The organism is Achromobacter sp. 1L-A-4-B-C2, from assembly GCF_057291955.1.
Map to the genome: position 1 here is coordinate 47,132 of NZ_JBXAWP010000005.1, position 16,279 is coordinate 63,410.

The window sequence follows — 16,279 nt, forward strand, 5'->3', positions numbered from 1 at the left end:
GCATCGACCCTGCACGCTCAGCTGCTTTTCACCGAAACGTCAGCCGCACAGCCCCTCAGCCCTCTCCCTTCAGCTCCCGTTCCACCACTTCCCGCGTCAGGGTTGGGACGAACATCTCGATGAAGTGGAATGCGTAGCCGCGCAGCCAGGCGCCGCGGCGGATGGCCAGGCGGGTCAGGTTGATCTCGAACAGGTGGCGGGCGTCGATGGCGCATAGCCGCGTGTCGCGTTCGGGGTCCCAGGCCACGGCGGCCACGATGCCTACGCCTAGTTCCAGCTCTACATAGGTCTTGATCACGTCGGCGTCCATGGCCGTCATGACGATGTCCGGGGTCAGGCCGGCCCGGGCGAACGCTTCGTCGATGTGGGCGCGGCCGGTGTAGCCCTGGCCATAGGTGATGATGGGATAGCGGGACAACTGCGACAGGCTGATGCCGTCGTGCCGGCCTTCCAGCGGATGGCCGCGCGGCACGATGATGCTGTGGCTCCAGCGGTAGCACGGCAGGTTGACCAACCCCGGATAGTTGGCGACGGCTTCGGTTGCCACGCCGATGTCGGCCTCGCCTTCCAGCAGCATTTCGGACACCTGCTTGGGCGAGCCTTGATGCAGGTGCAGCACCACATCCGGATAGCGCTGGCGAAATTCCTTGATGACCGGCGGCAAGGCGTAGCGCGCCTGCGAATGCGTGGCCGCGATCGACAGCACGCCCTGCCGGCTATCGGCGTATTCGGCGCCTGCATGCCGGATGTTATCCGCGCATTGCAGGATTTGTTCGACCAAGGGCAAGATCAGCGCGCCGGGCGGCGTCAGGCCGATCAGCCGCTTGCCCGAGCGCACAAAAATGTCGACGCCCACTTCTTCCTCAAGCTCGCGAATCTGCCGGCTGACACCGGGTTGCGAGGTATGCAGGCTTTCCGAGACGTCGGTCAGGTTGAAGTCCTGGCGCACGGCTTCGCGCACGGAACGTAGTTGCTGAAAGTTCATCGCGCGCCCTCAGCCCAGGAAGGCCAGTTGATTGCCGGACGGGTCTTTTACGTACATCACGCGCGGCGATGCGTCGGGCTTGGAACAGACCGGAAAATGCCCGGCCTGACGCAGACGCGCCAGGATCTCGTCGTAGGCGCGCGTCTTCAGCGCCAGGTAGTCGGGCTTGACGCCGCTGCTCAGCTCCTGGACCGGAGAAAGCGACAGCGTCGCGTCGCCCAAAGAGAAAAGCAGGCGCTGGCCATCCCGCGCGGGCATCTCGTCCAGGCCGATGACGCGGTGATAGAACTCGCGCACGGCGTGAAGCCGGCGCGACAGGAATGGAAGCTGTACCGAATCGATCGAAAGAAGTGAAGTCATGCCCTGCTGCCAGCCATGGAACAGGGCAAATCTTAGTACCCGAAGGCACAACCGGACAAAGAGGTTGTAATTGCTTCTACATAGCCAGAAACCTTAAAGCGCGCCGCTTATTAGCAAATACGCGCAGCTGTTTTTTTATCGTTGCGCTGATGTTTGCAGCCCGCCTCAGGCGCTGCGTCGCAACGCCTCCCGCGTGCTGCTGAACGCACGTTCCAGGTCGCCGATCAAATCTTGCGGATTCTCCAGACCGATGTGCAGCCGCACCACGGACTGCTGCCCGGGGACCTGCTTCCACAGGCTATGTTCCGCCAGCCGTTGCGGCGCGGCTTCCAGCGCCAGGCTTTCATAACCGCCCCAGGACGCGCCGATCGAAAAGTACTGCAACGCGTCGATGAAGCGCGATGCCGCCGTCGGATCCGGGTGATTGAAGGCAAAAGACACCAAGCCGCTTGCACCGCTGAAGTCTCGCCGCCACAACGCGTGGCCAGGGTCTTCGGGCAAGGCCGGATGAAACACGCGCGACACGTCCGGGTGCGTGGCCAGGTATTGCGCCACGGCCAGCGCGTTGACTTGATGGCGCGCCAGGCGCACGTCCAGCGTGCGCAGCCCACGCAGCGTCAGATAGGCGTCGTCCGCGCCCACCGACAGGCCCAGCGCGTCGTAAGTCGCGCCAATCCGTTGCGCCAGTTCGGCGCTGTCCACGGTGACCACGCCCATCATCACATCCGAATGGCCGGCCAGGTATTTGGTGGCGGCCTGGATGGAGATGTGCGCGCCCAGCGCCAACGGCTGGTAGTACAGGCCGCCGCTCCAGGTGTTGTCGGCCGCCACCCACAGGCCATGACGGCGCGCGGTAGCGGCCAGCGCGGGCAGGTCCAGCACCTCGAACAGCAGCGAGCTGGGCGACTCCAGATACAACAGCCGCGTGCTGGGCCGGATCAACGGTTCCAGCGCATCTTGCCCCGGTGAAAAATATTCCACTTCGATGCCATAGCGCGCAAGCAAGGACTTGTCGACCTTGCGCACTGGCGAATACACGCTATCGGCCACCAGCGCGTGATCGCCCGGCGCAAGCGTCGCCAGCAGCACCAACGTGATCGCGGCCAGGCCGGACGGCGCCAGCACCGTTCGATAGCCGCCTTCCAGCAAGGCCACCGCCTCTTCCAGCGCCTGGTGCGTGTCCAGGCCGTGGCGCCCGTAGGTGGCAACGCGGTCACCCGCCGCGCGTTGCTGGTTAAGCGCGGCCTGCGTGGCGGTGTCGGCAAAACGCACGGTGCTGGTGCGCACGACAGGCACGTTGACCGGGCCCGCTCCCTGCGTCAATGCGGGAGAGCCGGCGTGTACCAGCCGGGTTTGGACGTGGGCGTGATCCAGGCTCATGCGCGCACCTCTCGGTGGCCTGCCAACATGGCGGATGGGAAAGTCATGATCAGATTCCTTGTGGGTTACACCGCCAGGCGCAGCGGGTCGAAAGACAGCGCGTTCGCGATCGGATCCGACGTGGACCGGCGGGCGGGCGAGGCGCCCAGCGAACGCTGCAAGAAGGCGCGGGTACGGTCGCTGTCAGGCGCGCCGAAGAGGCGCGACGGCGGGCCGGATTCCACGATGCGGCCCGCTTCGGTGAAGTACACGGTGTCGCTCACCTCTTGCGCAAAGCGCATTTCATGGGTGACCAGCACGCAGGTCATGCCGTCCTGGACCAGATCGCGGATCACGGTCAGCACTTCGCCGACCATTTCGGGGTCCAGCGCCGAGGTCACCTCGTCGAACAAAATCAACTCAGGTTGCAGCGCCAGCGCGCGCGCGATGGCCACCCGCTGTTGCTGGCCGCCCGAGAGTTCGCCGGGATACGCGCCTTCCTTGTGTTCCATGCGCACCTTGGCCAGCAGTTCACGCGCGCGGGCCTCGGCCTGCACGCGCGGCAGCCCGGCCACCTTCACGGGTGAGATCACCAGGTTTTCCAGCACGCTAAGGTGCGGGAACAGGTTGTATTGCTGGAACACGAAGCCCACGCGCTTTCTCAAGGCGATGAAGTCGGCTTCTGTTTTCAGCCCGTCCACGCGCACGCCACCCACCTGGATCGCGCCGCGTTGCGCACGCAACAGGCCGGTGATGCAACGCAGGATGGTGGACTTGCCCGACCCAGACGGGCCGATGATCGACACCGCCTGCCCTTGCTTGACTTCAAGGTCGATGCCGCGCAGCACTTCGGTATCGCCAAACGCCAGGTGCACGTCGCGCAGGCTGACCAGCGGATTCAGTTCAATGATGTTCATGGCGTCGTTCCATGTACCGCGTCCAACGCGCGATGGGATAGCAATAGGCGAAAAACAGCGCCAATAGCGTGAAATAGACAAGAATGGTGAAGTCGCTGCGCGCCACGGTGTTGCTGGCGACGGTGGCGGTATCCACCAGGTCGTGCACGCCTACCAAGGACGCCAGCGACGTGCTCATCGTGATGCTGGCCATCAGATTCATCCACGACGGCAACATGCGCCGCACGCACTGCGGCAATACCACCATGCGGAAAATCTGAGTACGCCTGAACGCCAGCGACTGCGCCGCTTCCCACTGCGCGCTGGGTATCGACTGGATGGCGCCCCGGAAGATCTCGGCCACATTGGCGCTGGCGGGCAGCCCCAGGCCGATCACCACCTTGATCCAATCGGGGAACGGCACATACCAGCCGCCCAGGTTCAGTTCGAACGGAAACACGTAGGTGGTGAAATACACCAGCACCAGAATCGGCGCGTTACGAAACAGCAGAACGTAAGCGCGCGTGAGCCTGCGCAACAGCCATGAGGGCGACAGCGACAGCGCGCCGATCACCAGCCCCACCAGCGTGCCCAGCGCCATCGCCAGCAGACTGATCTGGATGTTCATCGCCAGCCCACGCAGCAAGGCGGGCGACCAGTGCCATAACGCCGCCACGGCTTCGGGCGTGGTGCCGGTGACGGCCCAGGTCAAGCCCAGCGCGACCAGGGCCAACAACAGCAAAAACCACGGGTCGCGCAACAACGCGGGCAACAATGCTGGCAACAACGCCGGCAGAAACCCGGTGGCGGCCCGACGGCGGCGTTGCTGCCCGTCGACGCCGGGCGCTTTGGCATCGGCGCCCTTGAACGCAAGATCATTGGCCATAGCCGGGCATCCTCAGGCGGTCTTCCAGACGACGGCCCGCCACGCTGACCAGCCAGGTCAACAAGCCGAAGTACAGCAGGATCAGCAGCAGCAGTTCCAGCACGTTGTCTCGATGCGACCAGATCATGATCGATTCGTACGTCACGTCACCCACCGCGATGGCCGACGCGATGGCGGTCATTTTCACCAGGTCCACCAGGTTGTTGACCAGCGCCGGCAAGGCAAAGCGCACGGCCAGCGGCAGTTGCACCTGCGTCAGGATCTGGCGCCTTGTAAACGCCAGCGACCGCGCGGCCTCCATCGTCACCGACGGCACGGCCTGGATGCCGGCGCGCAGCGCTTCCGCATGGAACACGCCCTTGTGCAGCGCCACCACGATCACCACCCAGGCGAACGGCGTGATGGGATTGCCGCCGCCCAGCTTCTGCGTGATCAGCATGTTCAACACCAGGAACGCGCAATACAACTGCACCAGCGTGGGGGTGTTGCGCGTGAGTTCAACGAAGGCCTGCAAGGGCGCCGCCAACCATCGGCGGCCGCTGGTCAGCCCCGCTGCGATCAGCACGCCGAACAACAGGCTGACGGGGATGGTCCATGCGCACAGTTGCAGCGTCACCAACAGGCCATGCCCGAACGCCGAGAGCTCGCCCGGGTCCTGCACAAAGCTGTAGTTCAGGCCCAGCGGCTTGAAGACATCAACCCACGCTTGCAACAGCTGGTCCATCATGCGGCGGCCTCCAGCGATGCCTGCGGCGCCAACGTCGCGACGGCCTGGCCGATACGTTCGATGGCCGCGTTGATATCGGCGTCGGACGCCGCGAACGACAGCCGCAAATACGGCGACAAGCCATAGGCGCTGCCCTGCACGACGGCCACGCCCGCCGACTCCAACAGCCAGTCGACCACGTCACCGTCGTGCTCGATGCGGCGCCCGTCCGGCCGCACCGCGCCAATCAGACCCGCCACGCCGACCCATGCAAAGAACGAGCCGTGCGGCGCGTGCACCTGCAAGCCCGGCACCGCACCCAGGCCATCCACCACGCGCTGCGCACGCGCGGCGTACGCGTGCCTGGCGTTTATCACAAAGCCGTCCGCCGCCCCTTGCAACGCAGCCAGCGCCGCCGCCTGCCCCAACGAGCTGGCGCCGGACGACACCTGCGACTGCACGGCTTCCAGTGCATGGATCAACGGCGTGGGCCCCGTGCCCCAACCAATGCGCCAGCCTGTCATGGCATACGCCTTGGACACGCCGTTGACCACCAGGGTGCGGCCGGCAAGATCGGGCGCCACGCGCAGCAGGGACACGGGCGGCTGCAAGAACCAGATCGCTTCGTACATCTCGTCCCACAGCACCAGCACATGCGGCGCGTCGCGCAGCACGGCGGCCAGCGCGGCCAGCTCGTCAGCGGTATAGACCGCGCCCGAGGGGTTGCCGGGAGAATTCAGGATCAGCCATTTGGTGCGCGGCGTAATCGCTTGCCGCAAGCTCTGCGGCGTCAGCTTGAAACCCTGTTCGGCGCGCGTGGGCACCACCACCGGCTGGCCACCGTTGATGCGCACCGCGTCCGGGAACGTGGGCCAGTACGGGGCCGGCACAATCACCTCGTCGCCCTCGTCCAGCGTGGCGTTCAGCGCCAGGTAGATCACCTGCTTGCCGCCGTTGGAAACGATGACGTTGGAGGCGTCCACGTCCACGTCGTCTCGCTGGCGGTAGCCTTGCGCCACGGCGCGGCGCAACGCCGCCGTGCCCGCGGTGGGTGTGTACTTGGTCTGGCCCTGTTCCAGCGCGACGCGAGCCGCCTGCTTGATGGCGTCGGGCGTGTCGAAATCGGGTTCACCCGAGGTCAGCACGATGATGGAACGGCCCTCGGCCGCCAACCGCGCCGCGCGGGCGCCGGCGGCGGCAATGGGAGACAGCTGGGCGCCGCGGGCGCGGCGCGACAAGGCGTCAGGGAACAGGTTCGTGGTCATGTCACTTCCTTTGCAGTCGGAGGATCCGAAGGCGTCAAGCGTTGGGGGCACTGCTCACCGTCCTGGCAGAGCGTCACGGCTTGGCGTTGGCTTCGGGCGGCGCGCTGTCGAATTGGCCGGCATGCGCCCGGGCGGTGGCCTGCTTCAGGTAATCGGCCGGTACGCCATAGCGTTCGGCCGCCTGCACCAGCAGGCCCGTGGTCAACCAGTCGCGGATCACGCCGTCCACCAAGGCGCGCGTGTCGGCCTCGTTGCGGCGCGTCCAGATCACTGTGGGCGATGGAATCAGTTGGTCCTGCGTCGCCAGTTCAAAGTCGTTCCATTGCCCTGCGCTGGGTCCGTGCAGCGTTTCATAAAGCGCCGGTTGGATGTGCACCGACGCGTCGCAGCTGCCGCCCTTTAACGCCAGCAACGATTCCGGAATATTGCGCAGGCCCTTCACCACCGCGCCATAGGTGTCCTGCAAGGGCTTGGCGAAGTTGCTGCCTTGCGACACGCACGCCACCTTGCCCTTCAGGTCTTCCCAGCGCTTGATGCCGCTTTTCTTGGACACCATGGCCGCCCCGCCCACCAGGTTGTAGGGCGTGGGCGCGTAGCTCAGGATTTCGCTGCGTTCCTGAGTCCATTGGATGTTGGCGATCAGCAGATCCACCTTGCCGGCTTGCAGGAACTGCACGCGCGTGGACGCGGTTACCGGCACCGTCTCTAGTGTGACGCCGAGGCGCTTGGCGATGTCCGCGCCCAGGTCCGTCTGAAAGCCGCCGACCTTGCCGGTGGCCGGGTCCAGCAGGCCGAACGGCGGGCTGGCGCCGTCCACCCCCACCACAAGCTTGCCGCGCTGCTTGATCTTGTCCAGCGTGGCGTCGGCGTGCGCGATGCCGGCCGTGCCCAAGGTCGCCAAGCCCGCGACCAGCGCGACCGCCATGGCGGCGCGTGACGGCAGCGCGGGGCGTTTGCCGGCATCACCCTTGGTGCGAACACGGGGATACTTCGCCGAACCCGCGCTGTCCGAATTGTTCTTGCCCGAGTTGTTCTTGCCCAGATGCTTCATCTTCGTATGTCCGATCAGTATCCAGGCGCGCTCAGCCGCCCTGCTTGGCTTTGGCGTGCAGTTCCTGCAACAAGGGTTGGGCGGGCTCGATGCCAAGCCGCTTTTCGGTGGCAATCAGCCAACCCGTGCGGTGCCAGTCCTGCACCACCTTGTCGACGGCGGCAATCGTGTCCGCTTCGCCCTTGCGCGTCCACACCACGGAATTGGCGGGCAGCACTTCGGTCGCGATGGGCGCGTGGTAGTCGGCCCATTCCGGGTTGTTGCGCAGCAGCGGATGGATCAAGGTGGAGTCGTGGACGGCCGCCACGCACTGGCCGCCGCGCAGCGCCAGCAGCGAATCGGAAGAGCTCTTGTAGCCCTTGACCACCGCGCCATAGTCCGACGACAAGGGCTTGGCGAAGCTGCTGCCTTGCGACACGCACACCGGCTTGCCGCGCAGGTCTTCCCATTTGGCGATGCCGCTGGTCTTTAGCGTGGCCGCCGCGCCGCCCACGCGAAAGAACGGCGTAGGGGCATAGCCCAGGATCTCGGCGCGTTCCGGGTTCAGCTCCATCGAGGCGATCAGCAGATCCACCTTGCCCGAAATCAGGAATTGCGTGCGGGTCGCGGTTTGCACCTGCACCAGTTCGGCTTTCACGCCCAGGCCCTTGGCAAGCTCACGCGCCAGCTCGGGGTTCCAGCCCACCAGCTGCTGCGTGGCCGGGTCCAGCGAGCCGAACACGCCGCCGTTGGCCAGCACGCCGATGGTGACCGTGCCGCGCTGCTTGATCTTGTCCAGCGTGGCGTCGGCGTGGGCCGCACCGGCGGCAAGCGCCAGCGCCAGGGCAAGGGTGAGGCTGATGTAGCCGCCGGCGATGCCGACGGCCTGGTGGGCGGCTGCTTTGCGTATCGTCATGTTGTTGTCTTGTCGGTTGATGTGAACGTGCGTCCATGCTGCGGGCGCCAGGCCGGCAAGACAAAGAAGACTTTCAGATATCAATATGCGGAAGGTCCGGGCGGGGACGGCATCCGTGCGGCGGCATCCGTGCGACGGCGTCCGTGCGACGGCGTCCGTGCGGCGGCATCCGTGCGACGGCGTCCGTGCGACGGCGTCCGGGCGACGGCGCGGCCGTGCGCTACTTCAGCTTCACGTCCGCCGACGCGATGATGCGGCGGTAAGTGGCGATGTCGTCGCGCACCGTCTGGTCCACCGCTTCGGGCGCCGTCGCGGCGATGGTGAAGCCCAGGTTTTCCAGCAACGCCGCCGTATCGGGCTCGCGCAGCACCGCCACGACGTCGCGGTTGATCCGGTCGACCACCGCGCGCGGCGTGGATGCCGGCACGGACAAGCCCTGCCAGCTTTCCACCGCGTAGTCGGGCAGCCCCGCCTCTTGCATGGTGGGCACGTCGGGCAACGCGCCAGAGCGCGTCGGCGTGGTCACGGCCAGCGCCACCAGCTTGCCGCTGCGCACGTTTTCCGTGGCGGCGGCCAAGGTGATCAACATCGCGTCCACGTGCCCGCCCAAGACGTCCAGCGTGGCCGGGCCGCCGCCTGGGTAAGGGATTTGATTCGTCTTCGCGCCCATGCGCTCGTTCAAGAGTTCCACCGCCAGGTGCTGCAAGCTGCCCGTGCCGCCAGGCAAGGCCAGCGAAATCTCGCCGGGCCGTTGCTTGACCAGCGCCACGAACTCCTGAAAGGTCTTCACGCCCAGGCCGGGGCGAACCACCAGCAGCTGCGGGTTCACCACGGCCTTGGTCACGCCCTGCAAGTCCTTGACCGGGTCGTACGGCACGCTGGCCTGCAAGGCATTGAGCGACAAGGCGTCGCCGGCCAATAGCAGCGTGTAGCCATCGCCGCGAGCATGCGCCACGGCCGCGTTGCCGATGGCGCTGCTGGCGCCCGGCTGGTTTTCGACGACGACGCTCTGGCGCCATTTCTCGCCCAGCTTTTGCGCCAGGGTGCGCGCCAGCTTGTCGGCGCTGCCGCCCGCCGCAACCGGCACCACAATCTTGACGGGTCGGTTCGGGTAGCGGTTGGCATCTTCCGAGGCCACCGGCGCCGACCCGGCAAAATTGCTCAACAGGCCGGCGCCCACCACCACGCCCGCCGCCAGACCCAGCCCCAAGCGCCATGCGGATTTACGTTTGCTGCTCATGCCGTGGCTCCCGTGTCCGCGCCGAACGCGCTGAACGGCTTGCCCAGCACCGCCGTTGAATGCCGGCCGTCCACCCCCACGGGCACGTCGCCCTCCAGCGTGATGCGGTACAGCACGCGTTCGGTGTCCAGATAAGCAAAGTCACCCGGCCCCTGGTGGGCCGTCGCACGGTTGTCCCAGAACGCAATGCTGCCGGGCTCCCAACGGAAGCGCGCGGTGTATTCGGGCCGAGTGATTTCTTCAAAGAACAGGTTCAGCAGATGGCGGCTTTCCTCTTCATTGACGTCCTTGATCCACCGCGTGAAGCCGGGGTTCACGAACAGCGCGCGCTCGCCCGTCTCGGGCAACACGCGCACCACCGGGTGCTCGGACACCAGCGGGCTGGCCTGCACCCGTTGGGCATAGACGGTCTGGTTGTCGAAGTCGCCGTTGTAGCCGCCAAACTGGTGGCGCGCCCACAGCCCGTCTGCCAGCGCGCGCAACGCGGGCGATAAATGCTCGTAAGCCGCCACCAGATTGGTGAAGATCGTGTCGCCGCCATACGCAGGCACTTGCCGGCCCGCGCGCAGGATGGACGCGGCGGGCGGATTGACCACGCCCGTTACGTCGGTGTGCCAGCGTTCACCGCGCCGCCCGGTAGTGGACCGCGATGAAATCGTGCGGATCTGGGGATAGCCTTCGGGTGGATTCGCGTCGTACGGATGCGCCGACGTCGGGCGTCCAAAACGCCGCGCAAAAGCCAGGTGCTGGGCGTGGTCGATGTGTTGGTCGCGAAAGAAAACGACCTTCCAGCGCAGCAGCGCCGCGCGGATCTGCTCGACCTCGTCTTCGGTCAGCGCTTGCGTCAGGTCCACGCCGTGAATCTCGGCGCCCGTAAAAACCGACAGCGGCCGGATGTCCAGCCGCGTGTGTTCCAGTGTGCTCATTTGCCGCCCCTGTGTGTTTGCAAAAATTCAGGATAGGGGCGGCGCCGGCGCGCAACAAATACCGATACGCAATGTGAAAATAGCCCGGCTAGGCGCGCTTGTCCGTCAAGAACGCCAACATGCGCCGCGCCAATTCTCGCGGTTGTTCCTCGGGCAGATAGTGGCCGCAATCGGCCAACACGCCGCCCTGAAGATCGCGTGCCAGGGGCCGCAGCGCTTGGTGCAGGCCGGGCGCGCTGCCCTGTTCTCCGCCCAGCGCCAGCACCGGCACGGTCAACGGCGTATCGCGCAGCGCGCGGTTCTGCTCGCGGTCTTCCGGTTCAGCACGGTAGTAGCCCAGCATGCCGCGCAGGCCGCCCAAGGTCTGGTACACGCGTTCGTATTCATCGATGTCGGCACGGCTGAACACGCCCGGCTTGTTGGCCGTCTTGCGTGAGAAGAACCATTCGATCAGGATGCGCTCGCGCCCGGCCAGCAAGGCTTCGGGCAAGTCGGGAACGCTGTTGAACAGGAAGTGCCAGCTGCGCCAGTTATCCGCGCCAAGCTCGATGGCGGGCGGCAGAGTGACGCCAGGAATGTTCGCGTCCAGCAGCACCACGTGATCGACCTCGTGCGCATAGCGCGCGGCGTAGGGGTACGCGATCCACGCGCCGATATCGTGCCCCGCCAGCGCATAGCGCGTCAGGCCCATCGCGTGGAACAAGCCATGCAGGCGTTCGCCGGCGGTGCGCGTATCGTAGCCATCCAGCGGCTTGTCGGAGTCTCCCTGCCCAGGCAGGTCTACGGCGAACACGCGAAAGTGCGGCGCCAGCAGCGGCATCACGCGCCGCCACGCGTACCAGCTTTGCGGAAAGCCCGCCAACAAGATCAGCGCGGGCCCCGTGCCCCCTTCCACCACGTGATATCCCAAGCCGTCCACCACCACGCGGCGATGCTGGAACGGCGTGCCGTCCAGCGCAAAGGTGTCGGCGTTCGCCAATGTTGTGTTCATGTTGATGTCCGTCGGTTAGTGCAGCGCGCCCGCGCCCAGCTTGATGTCTTGCGACACCGCCAGCGTCGTGGCCACCATGATCTTGACGCCTTGCACCAGCACGTCCAGCGCCAGGCTGGGCGCGCCGGGATGGCGCGTGGCCATCTCGGGCAGGTAAGGCACGTGCACGAAGCCACCGCGCAACGCGGGCCGCTGCGTGGCGATCAGATGCGCCAGGCCGTAGAAGATGGTGTTGCAGTTGTAGGTGCCCGCCGTGGACGACACCGAAGCGGGAATGCCGGCCGCGCGCAGGTCGCGGACGATGGCCTTGATCGGCAAGGTAGAAAAATAGGCCGCCGGGCCGCCCGCCACGATGGGCTCGTCGACGGGCTGGCGGCCCTCGTTATCGGGAATGCGCGCATCGATCACGTTGATCGCCACGCGCTCGACCGACACGTCCACGCGACCGCCCGCCTGCCCCAGGCAGATCACCACGTCCGGCTGCACGTCATCGATTGCCTGGCGCAAGCGATCCACCACCTTGCCGATGACGCAGGGCAGTTGGCGCGCAACCAAGTGCGCGCCCGCCACGGCCTGCCCGTCCAGGCGGCGCGCGGCCTCCCACGAGGGGTTAAGCGTTTCGCCATCGAACGGTTCAATGCCGGTAATCAATACGGTTGCCATGCCTGCTTCCTTTGTGTGTCCATGCGGACCATGGTAGAAGCGACAGCGCCAATTGTTGAAATCGATATCCGCTATACGTACTATTGACCGCATGAATCTATCTGCCGTGGACTTGAACCTGTTGGTGGCTTTTGAAGCCCTGTACGAAACGCGCAACGTGACGTTGGCCGGGCAGCGCATTCACCGCGCACAGCCTTCGGTAAGCAGCGCGCTGGGCCGGTTGCGGCGCCTGTTCAACGACGAACTGTTCCTGCGCACCGCCGACGGCATGCAGCCCACGGACCACGCTATCGCGCTGATGCCCGCCGTAAGCAGCGCGCTGGATCAGATCCGGCGCGCGCTGGCCCAAGGGGTGGGGTTTGACCCGGGTGCGGCGCACGGGCGGCGTTTTACGCTGGCCGCCAGCGACTATGCCGACGTGGTGCTCGTGCCGCACATCGTGGCGCGCCTGCGCCGTGAAGCGCCCGCGGCGGACTTGCGCGTCGCCCGCCTGGACCGCGCCGCCATTTACGAACAACTGGATAACGGCACCGTCGACATCGCCATCGGCGGCCACCTGAGCCCGCCCAAGCGCATGCGCGCCACGCGGCTATACGAAGAAACCTTCATCTGCATTGCCGATAAACAGCATCCCGGCCTGCGTGGCCGCAAGCTGACGCTGGAACGCTACGTCGCCTTGCCACACGCGCTGTTCGTGCCCAGCAACGATGGTTCCGCGCGCGGCGTGGTGGACGCCGGCCTGGCACGTCTGGGCCGCAAGCGCCGCGTCGCGTGCACGTTTGCACACATCGTCGCCCTGCCCCACGCCGTGGCCGGTACGGACTTGATCGCCACATTGGCGCGCCGCGCGGCGCAGCGCCTGGCGGGGCAAAGCCTCAGCCTGCGGCCCTTGCCGCCGGAAGTGGACCCCGGCCCATTTGCCGTCGACATGATCAGCAGCCGGCGCGCGCCGACGGACGCGGCGCTGGCCTGGCTGCAAGGGTTGATCGAACGGGCGGTGAAAGACATGGGCGGCTGACCGCCCGGCCCGCATCAACGGACCAACATGGATTCCACGTCGGCGCCGAACGCGCAATAGCCCGGGTAGCCGGGCCGCGCGTCGCAGGCCATCAAGCAAGCGGGTTTGCCGTCGGGCAATCTGGCCGACACCGACATGCCGAAACCATAGGTGGGCGTGGTCACGTCGAACGTGCTGTCGCACACCGCCTTGGCGCTGTAGGCAAACGTCATGCCCTCTTGGCGGCCATTGATGGCGAAAGACACCTGGAAGCTGTTGTAGCTGTTCCAGCCGGCGCGGGGCAGCACGACAAAGCGGTACAGCGTGGCATTACGCCGTTCGCCAAAGATCTTCAATTTGGCCGACGTGGTGCGCGTGGCGGGCGACGGATACGGCAAGGCCAGCAAGGCGCGCGGGTCGCCCACCACGCCCAGGTCAAAGCCTATGCCCTTTTGATAGAACGGCACGTCCAGGCTGGGGCCGCCGGAATATTCCACGTGCGGCGGCGGCCCTGCCCGGGTGTCTTGCTTCGGGTCGAAATCGGGCGCGCGCGCGAACGTCACGTCCAGCGTCAGGACGACATCCTTGGGGTTGGCGTCTTCGGTGCGCACGTGCTCTTCGTAGAGGGCGGCACTGCCCGCGCATCCCGCCAACAGCAATACCGCAAGCAGGCCCACGCCTTGCAGCAGCAATCGCTTTGCAACGTGCGTCATGTCAATGCTCCCGCGCGGTCAGTGCGGGCAGGGGCGCGGACGTCAGGTCCAGCCCCGTGAACTGCCAGCCGTCCTTGCCCTGGCGCCATGCAAAATGTTGATTGATCCATGCCGCTTTCAGGTTGTTGTATAGCCGCCGTTGATCGATGCGCTGGCCGGCGTCCAAGGCCTTTTTGGCCGCTTGCGAACTCTCTTCCCACAGACCGGCGAACGCTTTGGCCTGCCGGTCCTTGGTGAACGGCACGCTGGCATAGGGGCCGTCGTCAAAGCGCGCCAGCCGGATCTGGTTATCCAACAGCAACGCGCCCTGCCTGTTGTCCGGCGACACCGACACCAACAACGGGATCGAATGGATGTACTCCTTCGGGCGCTTGTGCTCAAACCACAGCACCTGCCCGGTCGAGGTCACCAGCGCACGCGCGCCCGCCGTGAAAAGCAGCACGTCTTGCCGGCCGGGCTGCGCCAGGCCCATGTCCGGGTCGCGCAGGTCCACCGTGGGACTGAGCACGCGCGCCAGCGGCGTGCCGTTTTGCACCGCGATCAAGATCGTGCCCACGCCCATGAAGTCGTTGGACACCGCCAGCAGCATGGGCTGGCCGCCCTGCGTGGGCCCCAGCGGCTTGACGTGCACGAACTCATAGGCGTTCAAGGGCCGGTAGATCTTGCCGCGATACAGGATCGTTCGCAGGTGGGATTTTGGATAGCCTTGCAGCGCGAAATCGCCGCCGATGGGCTCAACGGCTTTCAGATGGTCGGCGTTGGAGGCCGGTTGCGCTTGCACGATGGCGGGCACGATGGCGGCCATCACGGCGGACATCGCAACACAGCAGGCAAGCGCGCGGCGACGCCAGATTTTCAAACAAGGCCACGCCAGTACGCAGGAACAACGGAACACAGCGGCAGTGCGGACGAAGCCGCGCAAAGTCAGGGTGCCGGCATTCTAGGCTAAGTGCGCATGGCGCCGTCGCCGCACTGGCCGCACTGGCCGCACTGGCCACCCTGCCCGCACTGGCCGCCCTACCCGCCCTGCCCGCCGTCGCCGCCCGCGCCGTCTTGCCCCGGCGGCAAGCGCACGAGCGTGTCGCGCACCACGTCGCGCAATGCCACCACGCCCAACATGCCCATGTTGCGCCTGACTTCTTCCACGATCAGATCGATGGCGTGCGCCACGCCCCGCTGCCCCGCCACGGTGGCCGCGTAGTTGAACGGCCGCCCCACGAACACGCAGCGCGCGCCCAGCGCGATGGCCTTGAGCACGTCGGACCCGCGCCGCACGCCGCTGTCCAGCATCACGTCCATGCCGCCCGCGGCGTCCACCACGGCGGGCAGCGCCAACAGCGGCGACACGCTGCCATCCAGCTGACGGCCGCCATGATTGGACACGATCACGCCGTCCATGCCATGCGCCTTCGCGGTGCGCGCGTCGTCGGGATGCAAGATGCCCTTGATGACCATCCGCCCTTTCCAACGGCGGCGGATGGCCGCCACGTGGCGCCAGTTCAGATGGCCTCGATCTGAAAAATCGCGCAGCACGTTGGCCGACAGAATCGGCGCGCCGCGCGTGGCGTAGTTGTTTTCAAAATGCGGCATGCCATGACGCCACAACGTGCGAAGAAACGTGCCGAACAGCCAGCGCGGATGCGTCAGCCCCTGCCACGCCAACCCCACGCTGGGCCGCAACGGCGTGGAGAAGCCGGCGCGTACGTTGTTCTCGCGATTGGCGGCAACGGGGGTGTCCACGGTCAGCACCAGCGTGGTGACGCCGGCGGCGGCAACGCGATCGATCAAGGCGCTGATCTGCGCGTCATCGCCGGGCAGGTATGCCTGGAACCAGGTGCCCGGCGCGGCCTGCATCACTTCTTCCAAGCGGATCAGCGACGACCCGCTCATGATGCAGGGCACGTCGGCGGCAGCGGCGGCGCGCGCCAGCACGATGTCGCCGCGATAACTGGACAAGGCCGCGATGCCCATGGGCGCCACACCGACGGGCGCGGCGTAGTCGCGGCCCAGCACGGTGGCGCGTGTGGAGCGTTGCGAGACGTCCACCAGCACCTTGGGCCGGAAACCGTAGTGCGCAAAGGCCTGCCGGTTGCCGCGCTCGGACTGCCCGTCTTCCACCGCGCCCGACACATAGGCGTAGATCGGTTCAGGCAGGCGCTTCTTTGCGGCTGCCTGGAAATCGTGCAGGCAGAGCAGATGGCGCAACGGGTCGGGCATGGCGGTCTCCTGGCGGCGGCGGGCCGCGGGTGGGAACGGCCGTCGCGCGGTGGTTTGGGCGATGGCGCACGACTATAGGCGCAGCGCTTGTTTGAATAAAGTGACTTTATCGATATTGCTTATTACACT

17 protein-coding genes are annotated in these 16,279 nt (G+C 66.2%); 1 reads left to right on the forward strand and 16 read right to left on the reverse strand.

The window, feature by feature from the left end; translation table 11 throughout:
* Positions 1–55: 55 nt before the first annotated feature.
* The 13 genes from AC0Z35_RS22350 to pcp all read right to left on the reverse strand — a co-directional run bounded on the left by AC0Z35_RS22350 (position 56) and on the right by pcp (position 12,223).
* Positions 56–985, reverse strand: a complete 930-nt coding sequence (locus AC0Z35_RS22350) for a CysB family HTH-type transcriptional regulator (protein ID WP_046807699.1) — start codon at positions 983–985, stop codon at positions 56–58.
* 9 nt (positions 986–994) lie between these two features.
* Entirely contained in the window at positions 995–1,345 is a 351-nt protein-coding gene (locus AC0Z35_RS22355) for a VOC family protein (RefSeq protein ID WP_046807698.1), read from the reverse strand.
* A gap of 165 nt (positions 1,346–1,510) precedes the next feature.
* Positions 1,511–2,725 (reverse strand): cystathionine beta-lyase, encoded by a 1,215-nt coding sequence (gene metC / locus AC0Z35_RS22360; protein WP_485132996.1) that lies wholly within the window; start codon positions 2,723–2,725, stop codon positions 1,511–1,513.
* A 65-nt stretch (positions 2,726–2,790) separates the two neighbouring features.
* A complete protein-coding gene (locus AC0Z35_RS22365; protein ID WP_219990243.1) occupies positions 2,791–3,621 on the reverse strand; it encodes an amino acid ABC transporter ATP-binding protein in 831 nt (276 codons plus the stop codon).
* Complete coding sequence (locus tag AC0Z35_RS22370) at positions 3,608–4,486, reverse strand: amino acid ABC transporter permease (protein WP_485132995.1); 879 nt, start codon at positions 4,484–4,486, stop codon at positions 3,608–3,610. Before AC0Z35_RS22370 ends, AC0Z35_RS22365 begins: the two co-directional genes overlap by 14 nt.
* Entirely contained in the window at positions 4,476–5,213 is a 738-nt protein-coding gene (locus tag AC0Z35_RS22375; protein ID WP_485132994.1) for an amino acid ABC transporter permease, read from the reverse strand. The genes AC0Z35_RS22370 and AC0Z35_RS22375 overlap by 11 nt, the downstream gene beginning before the upstream one ends.
* Complete coding sequence (locus AC0Z35_RS22380) at positions 5,210–6,457, reverse strand: aminotransferase class I/II-fold pyridoxal phosphate-dependent enzyme (protein WP_485132993.1); 1,248 nt, start codon at positions 6,455–6,457, stop codon at positions 5,210–5,212. The genes AC0Z35_RS22375 and AC0Z35_RS22380 overlap by 4 nt, the downstream gene beginning before the upstream one ends.
* A gap of 73 nt (positions 6,458–6,530) precedes the next feature.
* Entirely contained in the window at positions 6,531–7,382 is an 852-nt protein-coding gene (locus tag AC0Z35_RS22385; protein WP_120157499.1) for a transporter substrate-binding domain-containing protein, read from the reverse strand.
* 157 nt (positions 7,383–7,539) lie between these two features.
* Positions 7,540–8,403 (reverse strand): transporter substrate-binding domain-containing protein, encoded by an 864-nt coding sequence (locus AC0Z35_RS22390; protein ID WP_485132992.1) that lies wholly within the window; start codon positions 8,401–8,403, stop codon positions 7,540–7,542.
* Positions 8,404–8,623: 220 nt separating this feature from the next.
* Positions 8,624–9,643: a tripartite tricarboxylate transporter substrate binding protein gene (locus AC0Z35_RS22395; protein WP_104145828.1), complete on the reverse strand. Its 1,020-nt coding sequence runs from the start codon at positions 9,641–9,643 to the stop codon at positions 8,624–8,626.
* Positions 9,640–10,569, reverse strand: coding sequence for a TauD/TfdA dioxygenase family protein (locus AC0Z35_RS22400; protein ID WP_485132991.1), 930 nt, complete (start codon positions 10,567–10,569; stop codon positions 9,640–9,642). The genes AC0Z35_RS22395 and AC0Z35_RS22400 overlap by 4 nt, the downstream gene beginning before the upstream one ends.
* 88 nt (positions 10,570–10,657) lie before the next feature.
* The gene (locus tag AC0Z35_RS22405) at positions 10,658–11,560 is read right to left on the reverse strand and encodes an alpha/beta fold hydrolase (RefSeq protein ID WP_485132990.1); all 903 of its coding nucleotides are present in this window, start codon (positions 11,558–11,560) and stop codon (positions 10,658–10,660) included.
* Between the two features lie 15 nt (positions 11,561–11,575).
* Positions 11,576–12,223 carry a pyroglutamyl-peptidase I gene (pcp, locus tag AC0Z35_RS22410; protein ID WP_319301574.1) on the reverse strand — a complete coding sequence of 216 codons (648 nt, stop codon included), beginning with the start codon at positions 12,221–12,223 and terminating at the stop codon, positions 11,576–11,578.
* Positions 12,224–12,314: 91 nt separating this feature from the next.
* On the opposite strand from pcp, the gene AC0Z35_RS22415 reads away from it, so the two are divergent.
* Positions 12,315–13,241, forward strand: a complete 927-nt coding sequence (locus tag AC0Z35_RS22415; RefSeq protein WP_485132989.1) for a LysR family transcriptional regulator — start codon at positions 12,315–12,317, stop codon at positions 13,239–13,241.
* A 14-nt stretch (positions 13,242–13,255) separates the two neighbouring features.
* On the opposite strand, the gene AC0Z35_RS22420 is transcribed toward AC0Z35_RS22415, so the two are convergent.
* The 3 genes from AC0Z35_RS22420 to AC0Z35_RS22430 all read right to left on the reverse strand — a co-directional run bounded on the left by AC0Z35_RS22420 (position 13,256) and on the right by AC0Z35_RS22430 (position 16,150).
* Positions 13,256–13,933 carry a hypothetical protein gene (locus AC0Z35_RS22420; protein WP_046807688.1) on the reverse strand — a complete coding sequence of 226 codons (678 nt, stop codon included), beginning with the start codon at positions 13,931–13,933 and terminating at the stop codon, positions 13,256–13,258.
* Between the two features lies 1 nt (position 13,934).
* The gene (locus AC0Z35_RS22425) at positions 13,935–14,750 is read right to left on the reverse strand and encodes a hypothetical protein (protein ID WP_485132988.1); all 816 of its coding nucleotides are present in this window, start codon (positions 14,748–14,750) and stop codon (positions 13,935–13,937) included.
* Positions 14,751–14,950: 200 nt separating this feature from the next.
* Positions 14,951–16,150: an alpha-hydroxy acid oxidase gene (locus AC0Z35_RS22430; protein WP_485132987.1), complete on the reverse strand. Its 1,200-nt coding sequence runs from the start codon at positions 16,148–16,150 to the stop codon at positions 14,951–14,953.
* Between the last annotated feature and the right edge of the window lie 129 nt (positions 16,151–16,279).

What these genes read in the sequence shown, in the direction of transcription:
- AC0Z35_RS22350 (WP_046807699.1), bottom strand. Translation starts at nt 985, where the DNA reads ATGAACTTTCAGCAACTACGTTCCGTGCGCGAAGCCGTGCGCCAGGAC.
- AC0Z35_RS22355 (WP_046807698.1), bottom strand. Translation starts at nt 1,345, where the DNA reads ATGACTTCACTTCTTTCGATCGATTCGGTACAGCTTCCATTCCTGTCG.
- metC (WP_485132996.1), bottom strand. Translation starts at nt 2,725, where the DNA reads ATGAGCCTGGATCACGCCCACGTCCAAACCCGGCTGGTACACGCCGGC.
- AC0Z35_RS22365 (WP_219990243.1), bottom strand. Translation starts at nt 3,621, where the DNA reads ATGAACATCATTGAACTGAATCCGCTGGTCAGCCTGCGCGACGTGCAC.
- AC0Z35_RS22370 (WP_485132995.1), bottom strand. Translation starts at nt 4,486, where the DNA reads ATGGCCAATGATCTTGCGTTCAAGGGCGCCGATGCCAAAGCGCCCGGC.
- AC0Z35_RS22375 (WP_485132994.1), bottom strand. Translation starts at nt 5,213, where the DNA reads ATGATGGACCAGCTGTTGCAAGCGTGGGTTGATGTCTTCAAGCCGCTG.
- AC0Z35_RS22380 (WP_485132993.1), bottom strand. Translation starts at nt 6,457, where the DNA reads ATGACCACGAACCTGTTCCCTGACGCCTTGTCGCGCCGCGCCCGCGGC.
- AC0Z35_RS22385 (WP_120157499.1), bottom strand. Translation starts at nt 7,382, where the DNA reads ATGGCGGTCGCGCTGGTCGCGGGCTTGGCGACCTTGGGCACGGCCGGC.
- AC0Z35_RS22390 (WP_485132992.1), bottom strand. Translation starts at nt 8,403, where the DNA reads ATGACGATACGCAAAGCAGCCGCCCACCAGGCCGTCGGCATCGCCGGC.
- AC0Z35_RS22395 (WP_104145828.1), bottom strand. Translation starts at nt 9,643, where the DNA reads ATGAGCAGCAAACGTAAATCCGCATGGCGCTTGGGGCTGGGTCTGGCG.
- AC0Z35_RS22400 (WP_485132991.1), bottom strand. Translation starts at nt 10,569, where the DNA reads ATGAGCACACTGGAACACACGCGGCTGGACATCCGGCCGCTGTCGGTT.
- AC0Z35_RS22405 (WP_485132990.1), bottom strand. Translation starts at nt 11,560, where the DNA reads ATGAACACAACATTGGCGAACGCCGACACCTTTGCGCTGGACGGCACG.
- pcp (WP_319301574.1), bottom strand. Translation starts at nt 12,223, where the DNA reads ATGGCAACCGTATTGATTACCGGCATTGAACCGTTCGATGGCGAAACG.
- AC0Z35_RS22415 (WP_485132989.1), top strand. Translation starts at nt 12,315, where the DNA reads ATGAATCTATCTGCCGTGGACTTGAACCTGTTGGTGGCTTTTGAAGCC.
- AC0Z35_RS22420 (WP_046807688.1), bottom strand. Translation starts at nt 13,933, where the DNA reads ATGACGCACGTTGCAAAGCGATTGCTGCTGCAAGGCGTGGGCCTGCTT.
- AC0Z35_RS22425 (WP_485132988.1), bottom strand. Translation starts at nt 14,750, where the DNA reads ATGTCCGCCGTGATGGCCGCCATCGTGCCCGCCATCGTGCAAGCGCAA.
- AC0Z35_RS22430 (WP_485132987.1), bottom strand. Translation starts at nt 16,150, where the DNA reads ATGCCCGACCCGTTGCGCCATCTGCTCTGCCTGCACGATTTCCAGGCA.